The sequence below is a fragment of the Sulfodiicoccus acidiphilus genome (assembly GCF_003967175.1).
GTDB classification, from domain to species: Archaea; Thermoproteota; Thermoprotei_A; order Sulfolobales; family Sulfolobaceae; genus Sulfodiicoccus; species Sulfodiicoccus acidiphilus.
Genome location: NZ_AP018553.1, coordinates 296,930 through 314,842, shown reverse-complemented (window position 1 = coordinate 314,842; position 17,913 = coordinate 296,930). Strand labels below are relative to the sequence as shown.

The following is a 17,913-nucleotide window of genomic DNA, read 5'->3' as shown; positions in this document are numbered from 1 at the left end:
TACTATATAATTCACTCTATTGGAGTCCAGAACCTATATACTTTCTCAATCTCTCCTCCGTCACCCTCTCTACGGATTCCAACAATGCAGGATCTGGGGGAGCAACGCCCTGTTGCCCCAATGAACCGAGTTCTTCTTGGATCTCTTGGAGCCCCATGGAGATCTCCGGGATGGCCACCAGTTGGCTCCCCACACCACTCACGAAGTTCACCACCTCCCTCAAAGACTGTGTTATAGCGCCAAGCATCATGGCAGTTTCCAACCTCACCTCCAATAACTCTAGTCCCACCTCCAATCTCACTATGGATCTGAGGAGCTTGGAGAGTTGAGACACCTCCTTACTGTAGGTTTGTGCGTGTCGTCCATCCTTGGGCAGTCTGTCAATTCTGTCCGCCAACCGCTGCGACATCAACTCCAACTTTCTCCGCAGTAGGCGAAGTTCCACTAATATCTCCGGCAATGTCTTTCTGGCCTTAACCCTCATTGGAAGTGTTACTTAGCTAAAACTCCTTTTATCCTTTTTAGCAGATAACTCCCTCTCTAGCTCGTCTAACAAGTGGAGCTTGGGCAGAATTAAATTAGATATCCTGTAAGGTGAGGCGTACCCTTCGCCTTCCTTCCAGATTATGTGGTTATCCATCAAGACCTCCAAATGATGGGTAACAGTCTTATAGTCGAGCCCTAACTCCATCGCTATCTTATTGGCATTCTTCCCCTCTTTAAGGAGGGACCTCAGAATCACGAGCCTCGTCTGCCCTCCTCTAGAGGTGTAGAAGAGGTACTTAAATAACTTCCTGAACTCCCTGTCCTCCTTTGACTCCCTCCCCGCCAACCTTAACTCCCTCCGCTACGGGAGGGAAACGCCCCAGCGAAAGGGATTAGGTATGGTGACGGGGAGGTACATCTAGCTCACCTTCCGTGGTAGGTGGTTGAGTTCATCTTCTTGAAGCTCTTACAAAGTATGGAAACGGTGTTCTCCACACTAGGGTACCCCGACTTACTCTCCCGTGATTGAGTTAGCATGGTGGACTCCACAGTTATCACACCGTCCTCGTATCCCGCTATCTCCTTGTACACTTGGGCGTCGGGAGTAGAGACGAAGGTTGGAGAGAAGGCTACGACATCACCCTGATCGTCTTCTATAACCCCTCCCACCACCAAGTATGGTACACCGTTCTCGATGGACCGGGTTATGGCCACGTGTTTCACAATCTCGCTTCGGGTGACGGGACCGTTCCTCGTGGTTACGATCATGAGCTGTGACCCACCAAGGGTGAGGATCCTGTTTATCTCGGGCGAGAATAGGTCGTCCTCCGCTATTATCCCGTACTTCTTGTCAAGGACCATATTTATAGGTTCCCTTCCAGGTGAGATACCCAGAGTGACGTCCCTCTCGGATGGATAGATCTTCCTGTACTTGCCTATTATTTCTCCCTGAGGTGAAATGAAGAGCATCGTGAGGAATATCTTTGGTCCGGCTTGCTCTAGGATAGGACCGGCTATCAAGTGGATCTGCCCTTCCATGGCTAAGTCCACTAAGGAGTCAGTTAGGGAGCCTGGTATCCTCTCGGCCAAGTTCTTCACCATGTTCCTCGTTCGTCTATCGTTAACTCCCTGCGGGTCCAAGGTACTCCCCACTGGAAACATTGAAGGGAGGACAACTAGTTTTGCGCCCTTCTCCTTGGATATCTTCAGTAGCTTCCTTGCTTTCTCCAAGTTGTGTTTCCTCACCATGTTACGCATCCTAAGGTGAGCAAGTGCGATTAGCAGTTGTGGTCACCCTCTAATGTTCTTAATTTCAGAATATAACTGCATCAAAACATCTCTATAGTCGACTTTCGCCTCCTCGACTTGGTCCATAAGCTCCAGTAACTTCCGCGTCCTTTCTTCAGACACGAAGTCCCCATACTTCGAGGTCAAGAAGTTGTAGACCTCGCCACCTAGCCTAGAGGGAATCAGCCTCCTACTGAAACGACTCTCCATGACGTACCTCTTCTCCAACAGTTTACCCATTATGGTGGAGTAGGTACTGGGCCTACCCACCTGTTTCAACTTCATCTCAGTGATAACGTCCCCTTGGGTATATAATTCCACCTGACTACGTAGGAAGGACCTCGTTACCTTTGCTACATATTCTCCAGGTTTGAGAGGAGGCTGGGTTCTTACAGGAGGAGAGAACGTCCTACCAGACAATCTAGGATCTGGGTACTTCACATCTACGATGAACTCCAATCTCCCCCTACTGACAAGTTGCCCATTCTTGCTGTGAACCTCGAACGGGGCTTCTTGCTTCACGAGAGTTATTGGCTTGACCTGACTCCCAATGAATCTCCTGAAAATGAGCTGGTAGAGACGATAGTGATCGTACTCCAAAGGCCTTGGTAGTGTTATGGTTCCCTCTTCTACTAGTACCCTCAACTGATCTACGTCCACCGGCTTCGTGGGTCTGATGGCCTCGTGAGCTCCTCCCTCCCCCCACGTCTTAGGCTCAAATACATTACTCACATCCTCACTCAACAGTTCGGTTAGGTAGTTCCTCGCTACAGAGATCCCCACGTCGGAGACCCTCGTGCTGTCTGTTCTGTGGTACGTTATGAGACCAAACTCAAAGAGCTCCTGAGCGAGACGCATGGTCTCCCCAGCCCCTAGTCTCAGGAATCTGAAGGCGTCAGTCAGCATAGAGTCCGTGGTGTAGGGTGGAAGCGGTCCGAAGATATCTACGTGCTCACTTACCTCACCTATCTTTACCGTGAGTTGTGAGTTCTTCCTAACTCCAGGTGCCTTGTCGATCACCAGGAATTTGCCGTCGAACTCTAGGGCGTATGCCCTTACCTTGGTGTCCTGATATTCGTTGTATCTCCTTATGATCCAACCCAAGACGGGTGTTTGAACCCTGCCTGCGCTAAGCCATCTGTTTTCACCGCACTGTTCGAAGCCGCGGGACCTGCAGTACTGGGGCCAGAACTCCCTCCACAGTCTCTGCGATAGCTCGAAGCCTATCCACCTGTCCTCTATTCTTCTCACAACCTGTGAAGCAACCAAGTTCAGGTTCATGAGTCTTGGGCTTCTCAGGGCCGACAGAACAGCCTTCCTAGTTACCTCGTGAAATTCGGCCCTCATTATGTTAGTATTAAAGGGCCTCAAGTTGAGGTAAACGTCCCAGGCGATCTTCTCCCCCTCTGTATCTGGGTCCGTCCCAATCAACACTTGGTCCACCTCCATCGAGAGCCTCCTGAGGGAGTTCACGACCTGTAACTTATCCACAGACACGAGCGTTGACTTGCACACTGGACAACCCTCCGAATCGGAGGGCACGTAGCTGTGACCGTTACCACACCTTAGGATAGCGTCGTACTGCGGGACGAAGTTGACTCCATCGTCCACGACTCTGACTCCGTGCAAGTCCACTTCCCGGGTCGTGAGATCGTAAATGTGTCCACCAGAGTAGGTCACCGTAACTAGTGCGTCCCCTATCATAACCTCGTAGGCCCTCAGTCCATTCAGCTCCCTCACAGCGGGCTTACCGAAGAGGTTGGAAATAGTTCTGGCCTTGTTGGGGGACTCCACGATGAAGAGGACCGTCCTGAGCTTCAACTCGTCCTGTACTCCCGCGTTCCTCTCCTCGTCGATCTTGCTCATGAGGTCCCCAAGTTCTTTGTCTCCAACCTTGCCTTCTGCCAAGTTCAAAGGATACCAGATCACGTCGTCGAGGACGAATGAGAGCCTATTTTTGAAAGCCGAGAACAACCTCCAATCGTCAACTAGTACCACGCTTAGTCCGGTGGTAAGGCCACCACCGAGGAGCCTAGAGGTCCTAGCACTGGCCTGGAGGTAGGTGACGTAGTCTGGAAGTAGCAACAATCCATCCTGAAGTACAAAGCCTCCCGCTTCCATCATCCTCTGTAGCGTCTCCTTGTCCTCCAAGGACCTCTGAACGACATCGTACACCCTAGCGAAGACTTTGTCTTCCAATTTACCCTCGCGTATAGCGTTAGCGACCACCGCTAGGGCCGAGGGTGAGAGCGTCCTAAGCTTCTTCCTCATCTGCCCTACTAAAGAGTAGAGTTCGGTTAACCTCTTCACGCTTGCTAAAGTTACTAACAATCTTAATGCCGCTAGAGGGTGCATCTTCTCTCCCAATACGAACTTGAACTTCGGAACACCTACAAAGATAGCGTACCTCACTCTCGATGGCATGTCCAATCCCCTCACGAGAGGCCCGTAGTGGGTGGCCACTCCCACCAAGTAATCAAGCTCACCACCCCTGAACCGCTCCACGGCCTTAGATGACGTGGAGTTAACTAGGCCAACTCGTAGTTCCTCGGAGAGCTCCTCGTGGATTCGCTTTGCCAGCTCCATTCCCTTGTCGACAGAGACGTACACGAGTCCTCCTGTGCCGAGAGTCCTCAATACCTTCTTGAGCTCCACCGCTACATCGCTTGGGAACTCCATGTAGGTATCAACTATGTTCCTCGAGTATATCGCTGTACCGCCAGGCCTCAATCCTAGTGCCGAGCTTATTATTGGTGTCACCCTTGTGACGCTGGCCGAGGACAGAATTACTACTTTCCCGTTAAGGACTCTCTCCCTTATCTCCCTAACCTTCAGGGAATCTCCCTCCCTAGACGCGTCCCTCAATGAGGAGAGTTCGTCCTTAGAAAACCCCGCCAACTCTAGGAGCATGTAAGTGCTCTTCCTAGACTTAGTGACGGCGTCAACGTCGTCAACGAAGATCATCCTGAAGTCGTGGTTAGCTAGCTCCCTATGCAGCATGGCGTACTTCGAGGTCGTGAGTAGAATGTGGAAGTCTTCACCCTCCGGCTCCTTCTTCACCGTCGAAACGAACTTGACCGAAAGTCCAAGCTTTGACGTGACGTCTCTCAATTTAACCTCTGCCTGTGATACTAGACTCTTAGTCGGAAACACTAGGACACTCTTCGCACCCCTCACCGCGTTGAAAATGGAAGCTGAGAGACCGAAGGTAGTCTTACCCATACCTGGAGGGGCCGTGATTGAAAAGGACTCTCCCCTCAGAAACCTGAGGGCCCAAGACCTCTGGGGACCTGTTAGGGTCGAACCTGTCATGGCCCTGAAGTAGGTAGATAGGGAGTCTAGCTCTCGTAGTACCATCTCTTCCTCTCTCAGGAACTTGAGTTTGCCGCTTCGACTCAGAGTAGCTAGAAGGACGTTCAAGCTGGGGAACTCAACGTCCTCCTCTATACACCGGCTGCAACATGAGCCCAAAGTCAACCTGGACGCTCGAATGTCCCCTCCGCAGTTAGGACACGAGCGAGCGTAGACCGCCTCAACCAAGCTTAACCTGAGAGTTTTTGTTGGGACTCTCTATATTATAAATTGGGGTACCGAAGGTGCATGTCCTAACTTCCTAGCTGGCCTTGAAGGGAGTGACTTCACGCTGCGACGAAAATCGACTTCCACGTTATTTATGAAGACGGGATTCGAAGGGGCATCGTTGACCAGCTCTTCTTCAGAATGGGGGCCACGAACTCACTTTCCCTCTCGACGCACCTCCCCTGCTTAACTCCTCCTGGGTGGACCGCGACATCGGGTGTCCGCGAGGTCGAATGTGAAAGTACGGAAACTAACGTGAGTTCAAGTTCTGCTCAACGGACGTCGGGAGAAGAACCCTAGTGCTTCTGCGAGGCCTTTCCATGGGTCCAACAACGAAAGAGGCCGACGTCCATTCGAAGGATGGCACGAGAGCTTTTGCCCTATGACGAGCTGTACGCTGACTTCCTCCCCGCCCTGGGGGGTTTACCTCCAAGGGCTTGTCGTTCCACCGTCGGTTCGGGGTTACGTCTATCGAGGAGAGCACTGGAGCCCCCTCCACGAAAGGGGGATCCTCGTCGACTTACCTCCAGATCCCACGAAAGGGAGCGAAGAGGTGTTAATTGTCTCTCCCCTAGTTTAGTGAGCTCTCGGTCGAGCTGGGGAGAGAAACTCCACCGAAAAATCCCTGAGACTGAACATGAGACTGAATTTAAATGGAGGCGCCTCCACTGGAGGCTTTCCCCAACACCTATTTTGTAAATGGTTGAATGATTATAGTCCAGAAGAGTTCACTTAAATACCTCGCTGGAGAAAAGTTAGCAATGGCTTCCAACGGACTCAAACTTAAGGTGGTTGAAGCAAAGCAGAGGGACGTAGGAAGGAAGATAGCGAGGATATCTGAAGTCACAATGAGGAAGGGAGGGATAGAAACTGGAGACTACGTGGAGATAAAGGGACCTAAGGGATCGGCGCTGGCCCAAGTGTACCCAAGTTACGACATTGGAACCAACGAGATAAGGATAGACGGCTACTTGAGGAAAACGATAAACGTCTCAATAGGTGACGAGGTCACGGTATCGAGGGCACAGGTAACGCCAGCGGCCAAGGTGGTGCTGGCCCCCACGCAGCCGATAAGGTTCGATCAGTCGTTTATAGACTACGTCAAGGACCAGTTAATGAACAAACCAGTAACTAAGGGTGAAGTGATTCCACTGCCAATCTACACGGGAACGCTCGAGGTCGTGGTTATCAACACTCAACCCTCTAACTACGTCTACGTTTCCAGTGAGACGTCCGTAGAACTCAGGGAGGAGCCAGTGAAGGAGGCCGGCGCCTACCCCAAGGTGACGTGGGAGGACATAGGAGACTTGGAGGAGGCTAAGGAGAAAATAAGGGAAATCGTAGAGTGGCCGATGAGGCATCCAGAGGTGTTTCAGCACCTAGGGATTGAGCCTCCTAATGGGATACTGCTCTATGGCCCTCCAGGTACTGGGAAGACCTTATTGGCTAGGGCGTTGGCGAACGAGGTGGGGGCCTACTTCACCTCCATAAACGGTCCCGAGATAATGAGCAAGTTCTACGGTGAGAGCGAACAGAGGCTCAGGGAGATATTCGATGAAGCTGAGAAGAACGCGCCATCCATAGTCTTCATAGATGAAATAGATGCCATAGCTCCCAAGAGGGAGGAAGTCACGGGTGAAGTGGAGAAGAGGGTAGTGGCACAACTGCTCACCCTCATGGACGGAATAAAGGGTAGGGGAAGGCTAGTAGTGATTGGGGCAACCAACAGACCTGACGCCCTCGACCCAGCTCTCAGGAGGCCTGGAAGGTTTGACAGGGAGATAGAGATAAGACCACCTGATGTGAAGGCCAGACGAGAGATCTTGGAGGTCCACACCAGGAACATGCCCAAGGCGGCTGACGTGAACTTGGACAAGATAGCGGAGATGACTAACGGATACACTGGAGCCGACATAGCGGCACTGGCCAAGGAAGCGGCCCTCAGTGCCCTGAGAAGGTTCATTGGAACTGGCAAGATAAACCTAGAACAATCCACCATCCCATCGGAAGCACTGAAGGAACTCCAAGTCACGATGGAGGACTTCCTAAATGGGATGAAGGTCGTGCAGCCTTCCCTACTTAGGGAAATATACGTTGAGGTACCGACGGTCAGGTGGAGTGACGTTGGTGGATTAGAGGACGTTAAACAACAGTTGAAAGAGGCAGTGGAGTGGCCCATGAAGAGGCCCGACGTGTTCGAGCAAATGGGAATAAGGCCACCTAAGGGGATACTTCTCTTCGGCCCACCTGGTACAGGTAAAACTTTGCTGGCCAAGGCGGTGGCCACGGAAAGCGGGGCCAACTTTGTGGCAGTGAGGGGCCCCGAGGTTCTCTCCAAGTGGGTTGGGGAGAGCGAGAAGGCGGTGAGGGAGATATTCCGGAAGGCCAGGGAGGCGGCCCCAGCGGTGATATTCTTCGACGAGATAGACTCGATCACTCCAATCAGGGGTGCTGGGAGGGACTCTGGCGTCACAGAGAGGATAGTTAACCAACTCTTGACCGAAATGGACGGAATAGTTCCTCTGAACAGAGTCGTCGTCATTGGAGCTACTAACAGACCAGACATAGTTGATCCAGCCCTCCTCAGGCCTGGAAGGTTCGACAGACTGATCTATGTCCCGCCTCCTGACAGGCAAGCGAGGCTGGACATATTGAAAATCCACACCAAAGGAGTTAAGCTGGACCCAAGCTTCTCGTTAGAGCAACTAGCGGACAGGACTGAGGGCTACACGGGGGCGGACCTAGAGGCCCTCGTGAGGGAGGCAGTAATGATTGCGTTGAGGGAAAAATTCGAGGTCAGGCCAATAGGTATGGAATACTTCGAGAAGGCCATGAAGGTCGTGACTCCCTCCCTAAGTAGGGCTGACATAGAACGATATGAGAGGTTGGCCAAGGAACTGAAGAGGAGTGCGGTGTGAGGAGATATAAGGTACTACTGGTAGTGGGGGATGGGCTCGGGGATAGACCAATCGAAGTCCTAGGGAACAAAACTCCCCTTCAGGTAGCACGAACAGAGAACATCGACCTTCTCTTGAGGAACTCTGTGGTGGGGCTCATGGATCCCATTGCCCCAGGCGTGAGACCTGGAAGTGACACATCGCACCTAGCCCTCCTCGGTTTAGATCCTTTCAACTACTACTCCGGCCGAGGAGTGTTCGAAGCTCTGGGAGCAGGGGCGGAACTCTCGGAGGGAGACGTGGCCCTCAGAGGGAACTTCGCAACAGTGAACGAGGACATGGTAGTCAAGGACAGGAGAGCGGGGAGGAACCTCAAGGAAGCAGGAGAGCTGGTAAAAGAGTTGAACGAGAGGATCGGTGAGGTCCTCGGAGTGAAGGTCAGGTTCTACAGGGGAACTGAACACCGGCTAGCGGTGGTACTCTCTGGAAGGGACCTAGGAGAGAAGGTCAGCGATACGGATCCGCACGAGGAGGGTCTAAAGCTCAACCCATGTGCTCCCCTAACGAGTGACGAGAGGGACCTCAGAACGTGTAAGGTAATCAACGAGTTGACGCGGAGAGCTCACGAAGTACTCAGGAACAGCCGGCTAAACGCCGACAGAGAGCGAGAGGGGTTACCTCCAGCGAACGTGTTGCTCCTAAGGGGGGCCTCGAAGTATAGGGCTGTTCCCTCCCTGAGAAGTAGGACAGGAATGGATGGAGCTTGCGTTACGGCTACAGCCGTAATTAGGGGAATCTGTAAAGCGTTGGAGTTGGAGTCTCACACTCCGCCAGGCGCTACTGGAGGTCTAGATACGGACTACCTATCCAAGGGGAGGGAAGCCGCGAGGGTGTTGAGGGAAAAGGACTTCGTCCTCCTTCATGTTAAGGCCACAGATGCCGCCTCCCACGATGGACTAGCTAAGCAGAAGGTGGAGGCTATCGAGGGAATCGATAAAGCGGTAGGAGAGGTCTTGATGAACTTCGGAGAGGAACTGGTAGTGGCAGTTACAGGAGATCACTCCACCCCCGTCGAGCTAAAGGAACACTCGGGAGACCCCGTACCACTGATGATCCATTGTCCAAATCGATTAACGAGGGAGGATGTCTCACACTTCGACGAAGGGGGAGCTAAGAGGGGAAGCTTAAGAGTGAGAGGACTAGACCTAATGAACTTATTGCTGAACTACTCCAACAGGGCTCAGAAGTTCGGGGAATAGGAGGTGAAGAGGCTCGACAAGGGCTGAAAGGTGATGAACCCGCGCAGGTCGGATGTCAACACTCCTTAACCTCCATAGCTCGAAGGAGTGAGGACGCCCTCCACCTCATAGGCTGGGAGACCTCCAACGCTACTGCCCCGGCCTTAGGCTGCCCATAGACCACCACGTCCCCTTCTGGAGCGAGGAGTAGTACCGGAATCACTAACATGTCTTCCTCGCCCCTCACCATTATCGTCTCTCCACCTCTCCTCTCCAACGCTTCAGCTATAACCTTGAAGGCCTCGAGAGATATAGTGCTTGGGGGGTTTCTCACTTCCTTTTGAAAAGTTATTGATGAGGAAAAACTGACCCTTCGCGTTGTTCCGTCTACTACGCTCAGGACGGGCTTAACTCCTCTGTTCCTCAAGATCGACGTTACATAATCCCCGACTGTTATGACTCCGTTGAACCTAATGAGGAAAGAAACGAGGGCGTCGTCGTTTATGAAGAGGATCCCGTAAGGTCTAGAGAGTTCAGGCCTCATGGAAGACGGAGGGGTGAAACACATCACTTTAGGCTCACTGCATACCTCCACGGCCTGAGGGCGCCCGCAGCTGAGCCCAACTCAGACTTTTCGGAGAACACAATGAGGACTCCCCGCCATTCGTTGGCAAAGCTCTCTCCACCACAGACGGGACACTTATTCTGGTCAGAAGGGAGAAGTGCCCTGCAGTTCCTACAGGCCTTGAGAGAGGCCCTAGAAGACATCACTTAGTCACCTTAGTAACTTCCTTCTCTATCCACTCTATTTTTCCCAAGTAAGGCTGCCTCATGGTGAGTCCTATTCTAGGTAGCCTGCCAGCTGAGGGGGCACTTATGGAGACTATCCTTGCCCTCACTTTGTCCCCTCCCTCTATTATCCTCTTAGTCCTTTCTCCCACTAAGATTCCCCTATTGGGATCGTATTTTAGGTTCTCGTCGGCTATTTGGGAAATGTGTACCAGTCCGTCCATTGGACCTATGTTGACGTATATACCTATGTTATCTGTCTGCACAACCTCTCCCTCTACCACTTCCTGCGGTACTGGAACGAAGGTCAGAAGCTGGAACTCGACGTCGTGATAAGTAGCACCGTCGCCTAATATGATTCTCCCTTCTTCACTGACTTTAACGTCCATCACCGCCAAAACTAAACCTAGATCCTTTATCAGTCTCTCTTGATACTCCTGCCTGAGGGATTCAAGAACGGTTTGCTCCAGTGGTTCTCCGAAGAACTCGGGAGAGATCCTTACTATTCCCTTAGCCTTAACAAGTTTAAACACCAACTTCACCTCAGCTTAATACCGTCGAAGTAACACCTTTTCCCTTTATAAATATGAGGGTCAAGTTGGCGTCCCTCACTTTCTTCTTCAATTCTACGTCGTTTGTCATGACCGCGTACCCATTAGACCTAGCGAAAGCGAGTATAGCGGAGTCTGCATCCTTTCCAGTAGAGTGTTCCGAGATCCATTCGCCACAATGAGAATCAAGGTATTCCATTGCAACATTGACCTTTATTCTGAGTTTCTGATTCCTCTTGGAGAGGAGTTCCAATTCCCTCAGAACCTCCCTCAACACAATGAACTTGACTTCTCCTCCGAGCTGTGTCCTCACTTCTTCAAAGGGCTGCAACCCATCGGCAACGTAAAGTAGCACGTTTGTGTCAACCACTACACCTTGACTGTTCCCCATCCTACTAACCTCCACCTTCCTCCAATATTCCTAGTCACTACAGCGCGAAGGCCATTCCCCCACACGGGTACAGGCCTCTTGAGCTGAACGTCTATCTGGTCGCCCTTTACACCAGTGACTGTTCCAACTGTGGTTACAGCACCTACGCTTAGCATTATGGTCTCCTTCGGCCTTATACTGTCCACCTTGACTAGCTCCTTGGTCCCTACAGCTCTTTCGAAGAGTGTGTACTCTAAAGTGATGTGAGAGAGGACCGGAACTTCAGCATCAGCCCTCGTTACTACGCTACCTATCCTAGAGTCCGCCTTAGTCAGTGAGGGATCCAACGAAGTTCCGACTGCGACGAGTCCGCCAGGTCTAGCCTCTTCGACCTCAACGTCCCCGAACCTCAGAGAGTCTACAGTCGCGTAAAGGGGCTCGTATCCCGTTTCGCCGTGCTTCTCTATTCCGGGCAACACCTTGATCTCGTCCCCCACTTTCAACACACCCTGGATAATACTTCCTCCCAATACTCCTCCCTTGAGGTCTCCAACTGAGGTACCCGGCTTGTTGACGTCGAAGCTCCTTATGGTGAGCATTATGGGAACCTTAGTGAGATCTCTCTCTGGCGTCTTAACGTAAGTTTCTAAGGCCTCTATCACTGCATCTATATTAACTTTATGAAGGGCGCTCACGGGAATGATGGGGGCGTCCTCTGCCCAGGTTCCCTTTAGGAACCTCCTTATCTGCTCGTAATTCTTGAGTGCCTCGTCTTTAGTAACTACGTCGACCTTGTTTTGCACTATGACGAGTCTCTTTATCCCTGCTATCCCCAAGGCCTCGAAGTGTTCCCTAGTCTGTGGCTGTGGAAAAGGTTCGTTTGCGCCAACGACCAGTATTGCACCGTCCATTAGCGCGGTCCCCGAGAGCATGGTGGTCATTAATACCTCGTGACCTGGAGCATCGATGAATGAAAGCCTCCTTAGGAACTTAGGTTCCTCATCACTCCCACAACCACTGCATGATGGCTCTACAACGTAGGCCTCGGGTCTCCTGCAGGATTCACATAGGCCTACGCTACACTCAGCGTAGCCCAACTTTATGGTCATGCCTCGCTTCAGTTCCTCTGAGTGCTTGGCGGTCCACACTCCCGTTATTGCCTGAACTAACGTAGTCTTCCCATGGTCTACGTGTCCGACTACACCTACATTGACTTCAGGCTGGACCTTAGGCCAAGTCAAATGCTCACCTTACTATTACCATATTAAGCTGAGAGAGCTCGGTACTGACGGTGTTACCCCTGACCAGTTTCCTTCTTCTTATTCCTTCTTCCTCGGGATGGTATCCAGGGGGTCCTGAGAGCAACACCTTCCTCTTTACCGGTCCCATTACGTCGAACCTCATAGGAAAGCCCGCTACGTCAGAACCACCCGTCAGCCTCAACTTTACCCCCTGAATTCCGAATATGGAACCGTCTACCTCGTCTCCTAACTTCACCCCAACTAACTGAGATAGTTTTCCCTGGTCGAGGGTAAGTTGGAAGGCCCTTGTCCTATATGCCTTAACCTCTTGGTTGCCAAGCTTCTCGGCTACGGCGTCGCTCACCCAGACCTCGTCGCGAGGGACTTCTTGGTCCAACTGCACTGCAAAGTGCACCTTTACCTTCTTTCCCTCGGCTCCTGACGCCTCTAGAGATAAGAAGCCAGCTAAATCCAACTGTCTCACAACCTCTGGATTCAACAAGGCAATCGGAAGAGTCCTCCCTTCCTTTTCTCCAGTTCCTGGCTTCACCTTTTGCGACGACTTCACCTTCAGGTTCAAAGACTTCCCGCCCTTAGTTCCGGGATCGCTAATGCTGACCTTGAAATCTGGCACTCTATATACACCTTCCGAGTAGGACTCTTAACTAGTATATAAAAGCCTAGTCCCCAATGGACAACTCATGCTAGGTGTCCTCTTAGTTCTTCATGGGAGTAGAGAAAGCTCGTGGAAGGAGGTGGCAACCAAGTACGCAGAGCTTCTAAGGAGAGACTTCAGTATCGTCGAGTACGGCTTCATAGAGTTCAACACCCCCACCTTAAGAGAAGCGTTCGAGAACTTGGTGAGAAAAGGGGCCACTGAGGTAGTTGCTGTACCACTTCTCTTCGCTGCAGGTGCCCACTTCAAGAGGGATGTACCCAGGCTATTGGGAGTTCGAGATGGATATTGTGAAGTGGAGGGAAAGAGAGTGAGAATCGCCATAGCAGAACCTCTAGGAGTGGACGAGAGGGTTGCTGGGCTATTAGCGGAGAGGGCTAAGCAGGCAATCAGAACCCCTACGGCCTGAGAACACCTTATATTTCTTGAAGTCTTCAAGAGGTCTAGTTGAGAGGAAAAGGATTCTTTGACGGACTCTGTGAACCTGTTAACCCCGGTGGGATAGCGACCTTCGGATACGTGATGGTGACTGAACTCGGAAAGGAACAAGGCTTCGGTCTCGCTGCCGAACCTTGGACCTCCGACTCTACCAACAACGTGGCAGAGTATACGGGTTTGATATGCCTCCTGAAGAGGATGTTAAGCCTCGGAGTGACGGAGGTCGAGATCTTCGGAGACAGTCAGTTGGTGATCAGACAGCTAAGGGGTGAGTATAAGGTTAAGTCTAGTAGAATTGAACCGCTTTACACCGAGGCAAGGAGGTTACTAGAGCATTTTAGAAGCGTGAAAGTGGAGTGGATACCCCGCGAAAAGAACGAGGAAGCAGACTCCATGACCAGAAAAGCGTACGAGCTGGCAAAGAGGGGGGAGCTAACCAAGGTCGGTTGCCAAAGCTAGTTTCCTTAGGAGGCTCCAGTTACTAGAAGCTCTGCTTTAGCTGGGTCATAGGTCCAGTCCAAGGAAAGTCTACCTGTTCTCTTGTAGTAGGTGGAAAGCCTCCTTATCTTTGACTCTATCTCCTCTAATCCCCTCTTTGCTGCCCTGTCCCTAGGGTAGTTAAACATGTGTTTCCTTACTCTAACGGCCCTCCTTATTAGGTTGAACAAATCCTCAGGAATTTCGGGGGCGAGGCCCTTTTCCTTCAGAATTTGGGTCAACTTCTTGTTCGCTACCCTTCTCACTAAAGGTACGCCGTATTGATCCCTTAGTATTAGACCTATCATGGATGGACCGTAGCCTCTCTTGGCTAGCTCCTCCACTAACACACCAATTTCCTCATCAGTGAATCTGACCCACTTGGGAGCCCCAGCTCTGACCGGCCTGGTCGAATGTGATGAACCCTTAGGTCTTTTCTTGTTCATTGGTGGTACTGCCTCCACACGTCTAATAAAATTTACCTAGCTCTCTAGAACTAGCCTCACTTCCTCCCCGACACATTAGCGATTCTCCCCGCTTATCACTTCTACACAATTAGTTTACAGTATATCTAAAGTAGTCAAAATCCCAGAGAAAAACTCCTTTCTGTGAGGGCTAGCAATGTGACATCTGCGAATCGTGTAGGGAGGTTGAGCGATACCCTAACCCTTCTTAAGCTGATTGAATCCTCAATTGAAATGGAAAGTCGCCAACGACTCCGAAGAGACCTTTGGTAAACTACTTCTGCCCTGACGCGGGTTTCCTGCTTCGTCACACACCTCGCCCAACGGGGAAGAGTGAAGCTCAACGGTCACCGAGGGTGGCGCGAGGCCTTATGGAAGGGGAAGGCCGTAATAGGCGACAATACCGGAGGAATACCGCTCCAAGTCGTGAACAATGTTACTGGATACCTAGTTAATACTCCAGAGGAAGCCGCCCACTACGCGTCACCGAGGGTGGCTCCCACCCCTAATACATTCAGAATTGAAAGTGAAGGGTCTCTTCCCTATTCATGAATATCGTCTGAAAACTCCTCATCACCTACTAAACAAGGGCTTGAGTGTGGGTTCCTCGGTGGACTTAAGCCTGCTCCTCAATGCCAATGTGCCGTTGACCATAGACTTTAACTTCTCGAATGCTACTTTCCTGGGGCGGAGTTTGAGACCGCAGTCTGGATTCACCCAGAACTTGTGAGGAGGAAGGTAATCTAGGTACTTCAATACTCTATTTAGATCCTTGGCGACCTCATCGGGTGTCTCCACTCTATTGGTATGGACATCTATTACTCCCACCCCTATTTCCTTTTCAATTCTGTACCTCTTCAGTAACTTGATTGGTTCGTAATCGTAGTTCTTCAACGCCAGATTCACTTGATCGACTAAAAGTTCATTAAGTTTAGGAAATATTATGGAGTAGTCTCCGTAGCATACATGAAGGACAACCTTAACGTTAATACCCTTAACTGACTCGTTGACTACGTGTACTGCCCAATCCACCTCAGACTTGTGGGTATGTATAGCAGGTTCGTCAACCTGAATAACCTTGGCGCCAGCCTCTACCAACGACTTCATTTCTGCATTCATGACCTTAGCCAAATCGTGAGCTAGCTCCTCCTTAGACTTGTAATATTCGTTGTAGGACCAGTCGGCCATGGTATAGGGACCAGTGATTGTAACCTTGAGGTTGGGAGTGTAAGATACTGAGCTGGCGTACTTAAACTCGTCAACCAACATCGGTTCTCTGTAACTTACCTTGCTTACCACTGAGGGTTTCCTGTAGTAGTTGGCTCCCCATACTCTAACTGGCCCGTAAAACTTAAATCCTCCAAGTCTCTCCGCGAAGAACTCCACCATCTCGTCCCTCCTCATCTCTCCATCGGTAGGGACGTCAACTCCGGCAAGTCCATGTTCTCTCAATACTACCTGTACAGAATCGTCGAACGCTTCCCTCAGTTCTTCTTCTTTCATTCTGCCCGTGGACCTTAAGCGTAGGGCCTCCCTTAGCCACTTAGGCCTTGGGTAACTTCCTATGACAGTTGTTGGAAGAAGGGGGAGAGTTGAACTCACTTGGACTTCACCTTACCCAAGAGCCTCAATTTCCTTACTGCGACCACCTCAGGGATGAAGTCGGCGAAGGAATTAAAACCTATCACGACGTCAACAGCACCCCTCTCACTGAACCTCTCGGCCACCCTCCTCAAAGTAGAAATCCTCTCAAGCTTCGTGGACCTAGCGTCAAGGAGGCCTAAGTAGAACCTCTTCCCCCTGGTGAACCGATACACCTGCCTTACCCTCGCCTTTCCTTCCACCAGGTCCACTCCGTAAACGTCTACGGGCAGTTCAAAGAACTCCTTCAAAAGCGATGGTTCAAGGAAGAAGTAGGTGATTAAGTGCTTTTCTTTTCCAACCCCAGCTGTAACAGTCTGATAGATTTCCCCTAACCTGGCCCTCAACTTCTTATCTACCTTCGAATCAAAGATTGAAGGATCCTGTATCTCCATCACATCAACTAAGGGTTCGGAGTCCCTCATTACTTGGTTTACTGCCTTAGCGTAGGCGAAGGCTAATTCTACTTTGTCCCCATAGTGAGAATCCTGAGAGAGTGAGGTGAACGAGAGAGGACCTAAGAAAGAGGCCTTCAGCTTGCTCTCTCCATGTCTTAGCTTTTCGTCGAACTCCTTCCTAAAAATGCTCAAGGCCCTCACGTACTCCTGATCCCGCACCTCCAGAGGTCCATTTACCATAGGCTCCCTGTAGTAGAAGTTGTTCTCGTAGAACCTGACCAGCTCTCTCCTTTCACCACAGTAAACTTGGGAACAGGCCATGTCAACTATGTCGTCCCAGAGGAAATTCCCCCCGGTTACGTAGTCCAATGACGCCCCCTTAGCGAGTTCCATGAGCTTACCAGTTGCACGTGATACCTCCTCCATGAGCTTATTTTCTGGGAACTTCCCTTGCCTGTACTGATAAACGTGTTTAGAAATGACCCTAGACCTTGGAAAGCTCCCCAGTAACGCCGTCTTCATTGCACGTCAAGAGAGCTTAGGTGCCAATAAATACGTTACGTTTCCACCGTCCACTGGGAAGTTCAGCTGGAGGGGCTTCTCCTCAGAAAACTGGAGCTCAACTTCCTTAGACATCCTACCTAAACCCGTGATACCGTTGAGGTAGTCCAAAGAGTAAGAAGCAGTTGACTTCTTCTTCATGGATACCTCCCTCAGCGCCCCCATATCTTTCGAGAGTTCCACCTCCAACGCGTTTTCTTCACCAGCCACGATCCTCAAAGATGACTCGTCAACTGTGAAAGTCACCGCGTCGCTCACGGCCGACGCTTGATCTATTGCTCTAAACAGAGCTTCCGAACTGACCACTGCCCTTACGTCGAACTCCATCTTGAGCTGAGGTAAATTAGGAGAAGAAACCGATAGATTCCTGAGCAAGAATCTCCTAGGTACCTTTCCGTTAACGTTGAGTATAACCAAACCCGAGGGGTCGGAAGAGATCTCCAACGCATCTCCCTTCCTCAGGAACTTCAGGAGCCTCAGTAGGTACTGGGTATTGAATCCGAACACGAACTTCTCCGCAACATCGTACGATGAGAAGAACACAGTTCCCAACTTTACCGTTATCATAGAAACGTGAGCTGGGTCCATGGCAACAACAACCACTCCATCCCGATCGAACGTGAAAGCGGCCTCGTCTACTAAGGAACTAATGGTCTGTACCAACGATCTGAACGAGAGTGCGTCAGAGTATACAACTTTCACGAACGAGGACTCTGTACATCTTGGATTAAAACGTAACGGCCAAGCGGGATATCTCTCAGAAGAGCCAAGTTTCTTGCTTCACAACCACGACCTTAAACAGACAAGGAGGTGGTTCGAC

Annotated in this window: 18 protein-coding genes; 4 read left to right on the top strand and 14 right to left on the bottom strand. The window is 51.0% G+C overall.

The window, feature by feature from the left end; translation table 11 throughout:
* Nucleotides 1–16: 16 nt before the first annotated feature.
* From HS1genome_RS01820 to rgy, 4 genes are all read right to left on the bottom strand, one after another.
* On the bottom strand, nucleotides 17–484 hold the full coding sequence (locus tag HS1genome_RS01820) for a hypothetical protein (protein ID WP_126449261.1): 468 nt from the start codon (nucleotides 482–484) through the stop codon (nucleotides 17–19).
* A 12-nt stretch (nucleotides 485–496) separates the two neighbouring features.
* The gene (locus HS1genome_RS01815; protein ID WP_126449260.1) at nucleotides 497–832 is read right to left on the bottom strand and encodes an ArsR/SmtB family transcription factor; all 336 of its coding nucleotides are present in this window, start codon (nucleotides 830–832) and stop codon (nucleotides 497–499) included.
* A gap of 77 nt (nucleotides 833–909) precedes the next feature.
* On the bottom strand, nucleotides 910–1,770 hold the full coding sequence (locus HS1genome_RS01810) for a carbon-nitrogen hydrolase family protein (protein ID WP_126449259.1): 861 nt from the start codon (nucleotides 1,768–1,770) through the stop codon (nucleotides 910–912).
* 6 nt (nucleotides 1,771–1,776) lie between these two features.
* Nucleotides 1,777–5,313: a reverse gyrase gene (gene rgy / locus HS1genome_RS01805; protein WP_126449258.1), complete on the bottom strand. Its 3,537-nt coding sequence runs from the start codon at nucleotides 5,311–5,313 to the stop codon at nucleotides 1,777–1,779.
* Between the two features lie 800 nt (nucleotides 5,314–6,113).
* Between rgy and HS1genome_RS01800 the strand changes: the two genes are divergently transcribed.
* Together HS1genome_RS01800 and HS1genome_RS01795 are read left to right on the top strand one after the other, a co-directional pair.
* Complete coding sequence (locus HS1genome_RS01800; RefSeq protein ID WP_126449257.1) at nucleotides 6,114–8,270, top strand: CDC48 family AAA ATPase; 2,157 nt, start codon at nucleotides 6,114–6,116, stop codon at nucleotides 8,268–8,270.
* Nucleotides 8,267–9,508, top strand: a complete 1,242-nt coding sequence (locus HS1genome_RS01795; RefSeq protein WP_126449256.1) for a 2,3-bisphosphoglycerate-independent phosphoglycerate mutase — start codon at nucleotides 8,267–8,269, stop codon at nucleotides 9,506–9,508. The genes HS1genome_RS01800 and HS1genome_RS01795 overlap by 4 nt, the downstream gene beginning before the upstream one ends.
* Before the next feature lie 55 nt (nucleotides 9,509–9,563).
* Here HS1genome_RS01795 and HS1genome_RS01790 read toward each other — a convergent pair whose 3' ends face one another.
* Genes HS1genome_RS01790 through HS1genome_RS01765 form a run of 6 tightly spaced genes read right to left on the bottom strand, consistent with a single transcriptional unit; the run spans nucleotide 9,564 to nucleotide 13,072 of the window.
* Complete coding sequence (locus tag HS1genome_RS01790) at nucleotides 9,564–10,031, bottom strand: GTP-dependent dephospho-CoA kinase family protein (protein WP_158613665.1); 468 nt, start codon at nucleotides 10,029–10,031, stop codon at nucleotides 9,564–9,566.
* Between the two features lie 23 nt (nucleotides 10,032–10,054).
* Nucleotides 10,055–10,255 (bottom strand): transcription elongation factor subunit Spt4, encoded by a 201-nt coding sequence (gene spt4, locus HS1genome_RS01785; RefSeq protein ID WP_126449254.1) that lies wholly within the window; start codon nucleotides 10,253–10,255, stop codon nucleotides 10,055–10,057.
* On the bottom strand, nucleotides 10,255–10,809 hold the full coding sequence (locus HS1genome_RS01780) for a DNA-directed RNA polymerase (RefSeq protein ID WP_126449253.1): 555 nt from the start codon (nucleotides 10,807–10,809) through the stop codon (nucleotides 10,255–10,257). The genes spt4 and HS1genome_RS01780 overlap by 1 nt, the downstream gene beginning before the upstream one ends.
* Before the next feature lie 10 nt (nucleotides 10,810–10,819).
* Complete coding sequence (locus HS1genome_RS01775; protein ID WP_126449252.1) at nucleotides 10,820–11,218, bottom strand: PIN domain-containing protein; 399 nt, start codon at nucleotides 11,216–11,218, stop codon at nucleotides 10,820–10,822.
* Nucleotides 11,197–12,438: a translation initiation factor IF-2 subunit gamma gene (locus HS1genome_RS01770; RefSeq protein WP_126449251.1), complete on the bottom strand. Its 1,242-nt coding sequence runs from the start codon at nucleotides 12,436–12,438 to the stop codon at nucleotides 11,197–11,199. Before HS1genome_RS01770 ends, HS1genome_RS01775 begins: the two co-directional genes overlap by 22 nt.
* A 4-nt stretch (nucleotides 12,439–12,442) precedes the next feature.
* Nucleotides 12,443–13,072: a 30S ribosomal protein S6e gene (locus HS1genome_RS01765; protein ID WP_126449250.1), complete on the bottom strand. Its 630-nt coding sequence runs from the start codon at nucleotides 13,070–13,072 to the stop codon at nucleotides 12,443–12,445.
* 67 nt (nucleotides 13,073–13,139) lie between these two features.
* Between HS1genome_RS01765 and HS1genome_RS01760 the strand changes: the two genes are divergently transcribed.
* Both HS1genome_RS01760 and rnhA read left to right on the top strand, forming a co-directional pair.
* Nucleotides 13,140–13,523 carry a CbiX/SirB N-terminal domain-containing protein gene (locus HS1genome_RS01760; protein ID WP_126449249.1) on the top strand — a complete coding sequence of 128 codons (384 nt, stop codon included), beginning with the start codon at nucleotides 13,140–13,142 and terminating at the stop codon, nucleotides 13,521–13,523.
* A 38-nt stretch (nucleotides 13,524–13,561) separates the two neighbouring features.
* Nucleotides 13,562–14,011: a ribonuclease HI gene (gene rnhA, locus HS1genome_RS01755; protein ID WP_126449248.1), complete on the top strand. Its 450-nt coding sequence runs from the start codon at nucleotides 13,562–13,564 to the stop codon at nucleotides 14,009–14,011.
* Nucleotides 14,012–14,016: 5 nt separating this feature from the next.
* Here rnhA and HS1genome_RS01750 read toward each other — a convergent pair whose 3' ends face one another.
* The 4 genes from HS1genome_RS01750 to HS1genome_RS01730 form a co-directional block, all read right to left on the bottom strand.
* A complete protein-coding gene (locus tag HS1genome_RS01750) occupies nucleotides 14,017–14,475 on the bottom strand; it encodes a 30S ribosomal protein S15 (protein ID WP_126449247.1) in 459 nt (152 codons plus the stop codon).
* A 591-nt stretch (nucleotides 14,476–15,066) separates the two neighbouring features.
* Nucleotides 15,067–16,095: a methionine synthase gene (locus HS1genome_RS01740; RefSeq protein WP_126449245.1), complete on the bottom strand. Its 1,029-nt coding sequence runs from the start codon at nucleotides 16,093–16,095 to the stop codon at nucleotides 15,067–15,069.
* Nucleotides 16,092–17,054, bottom strand: a complete 963-nt coding sequence (locus HS1genome_RS01735; protein ID WP_126449244.1) for a uroporphyrinogen decarboxylase/cobalamine-independent methonine synthase family protein — start codon at nucleotides 17,052–17,054, stop codon at nucleotides 16,092–16,094. Before HS1genome_RS01735 ends, HS1genome_RS01740 begins: the two co-directional genes overlap by 4 nt.
* Before the next feature lie 6 nt (nucleotides 17,055–17,060).
* The gene (locus tag HS1genome_RS01730; protein ID WP_126449243.1) at nucleotides 17,061–17,795 is read right to left on the bottom strand and encodes a DNA polymerase sliding clamp; all 735 of its coding nucleotides are present in this window, start codon (nucleotides 17,793–17,795) and stop codon (nucleotides 17,061–17,063) included.
* Between the last annotated feature and the right edge of the window lie 118 nt (nucleotides 17,796–17,913).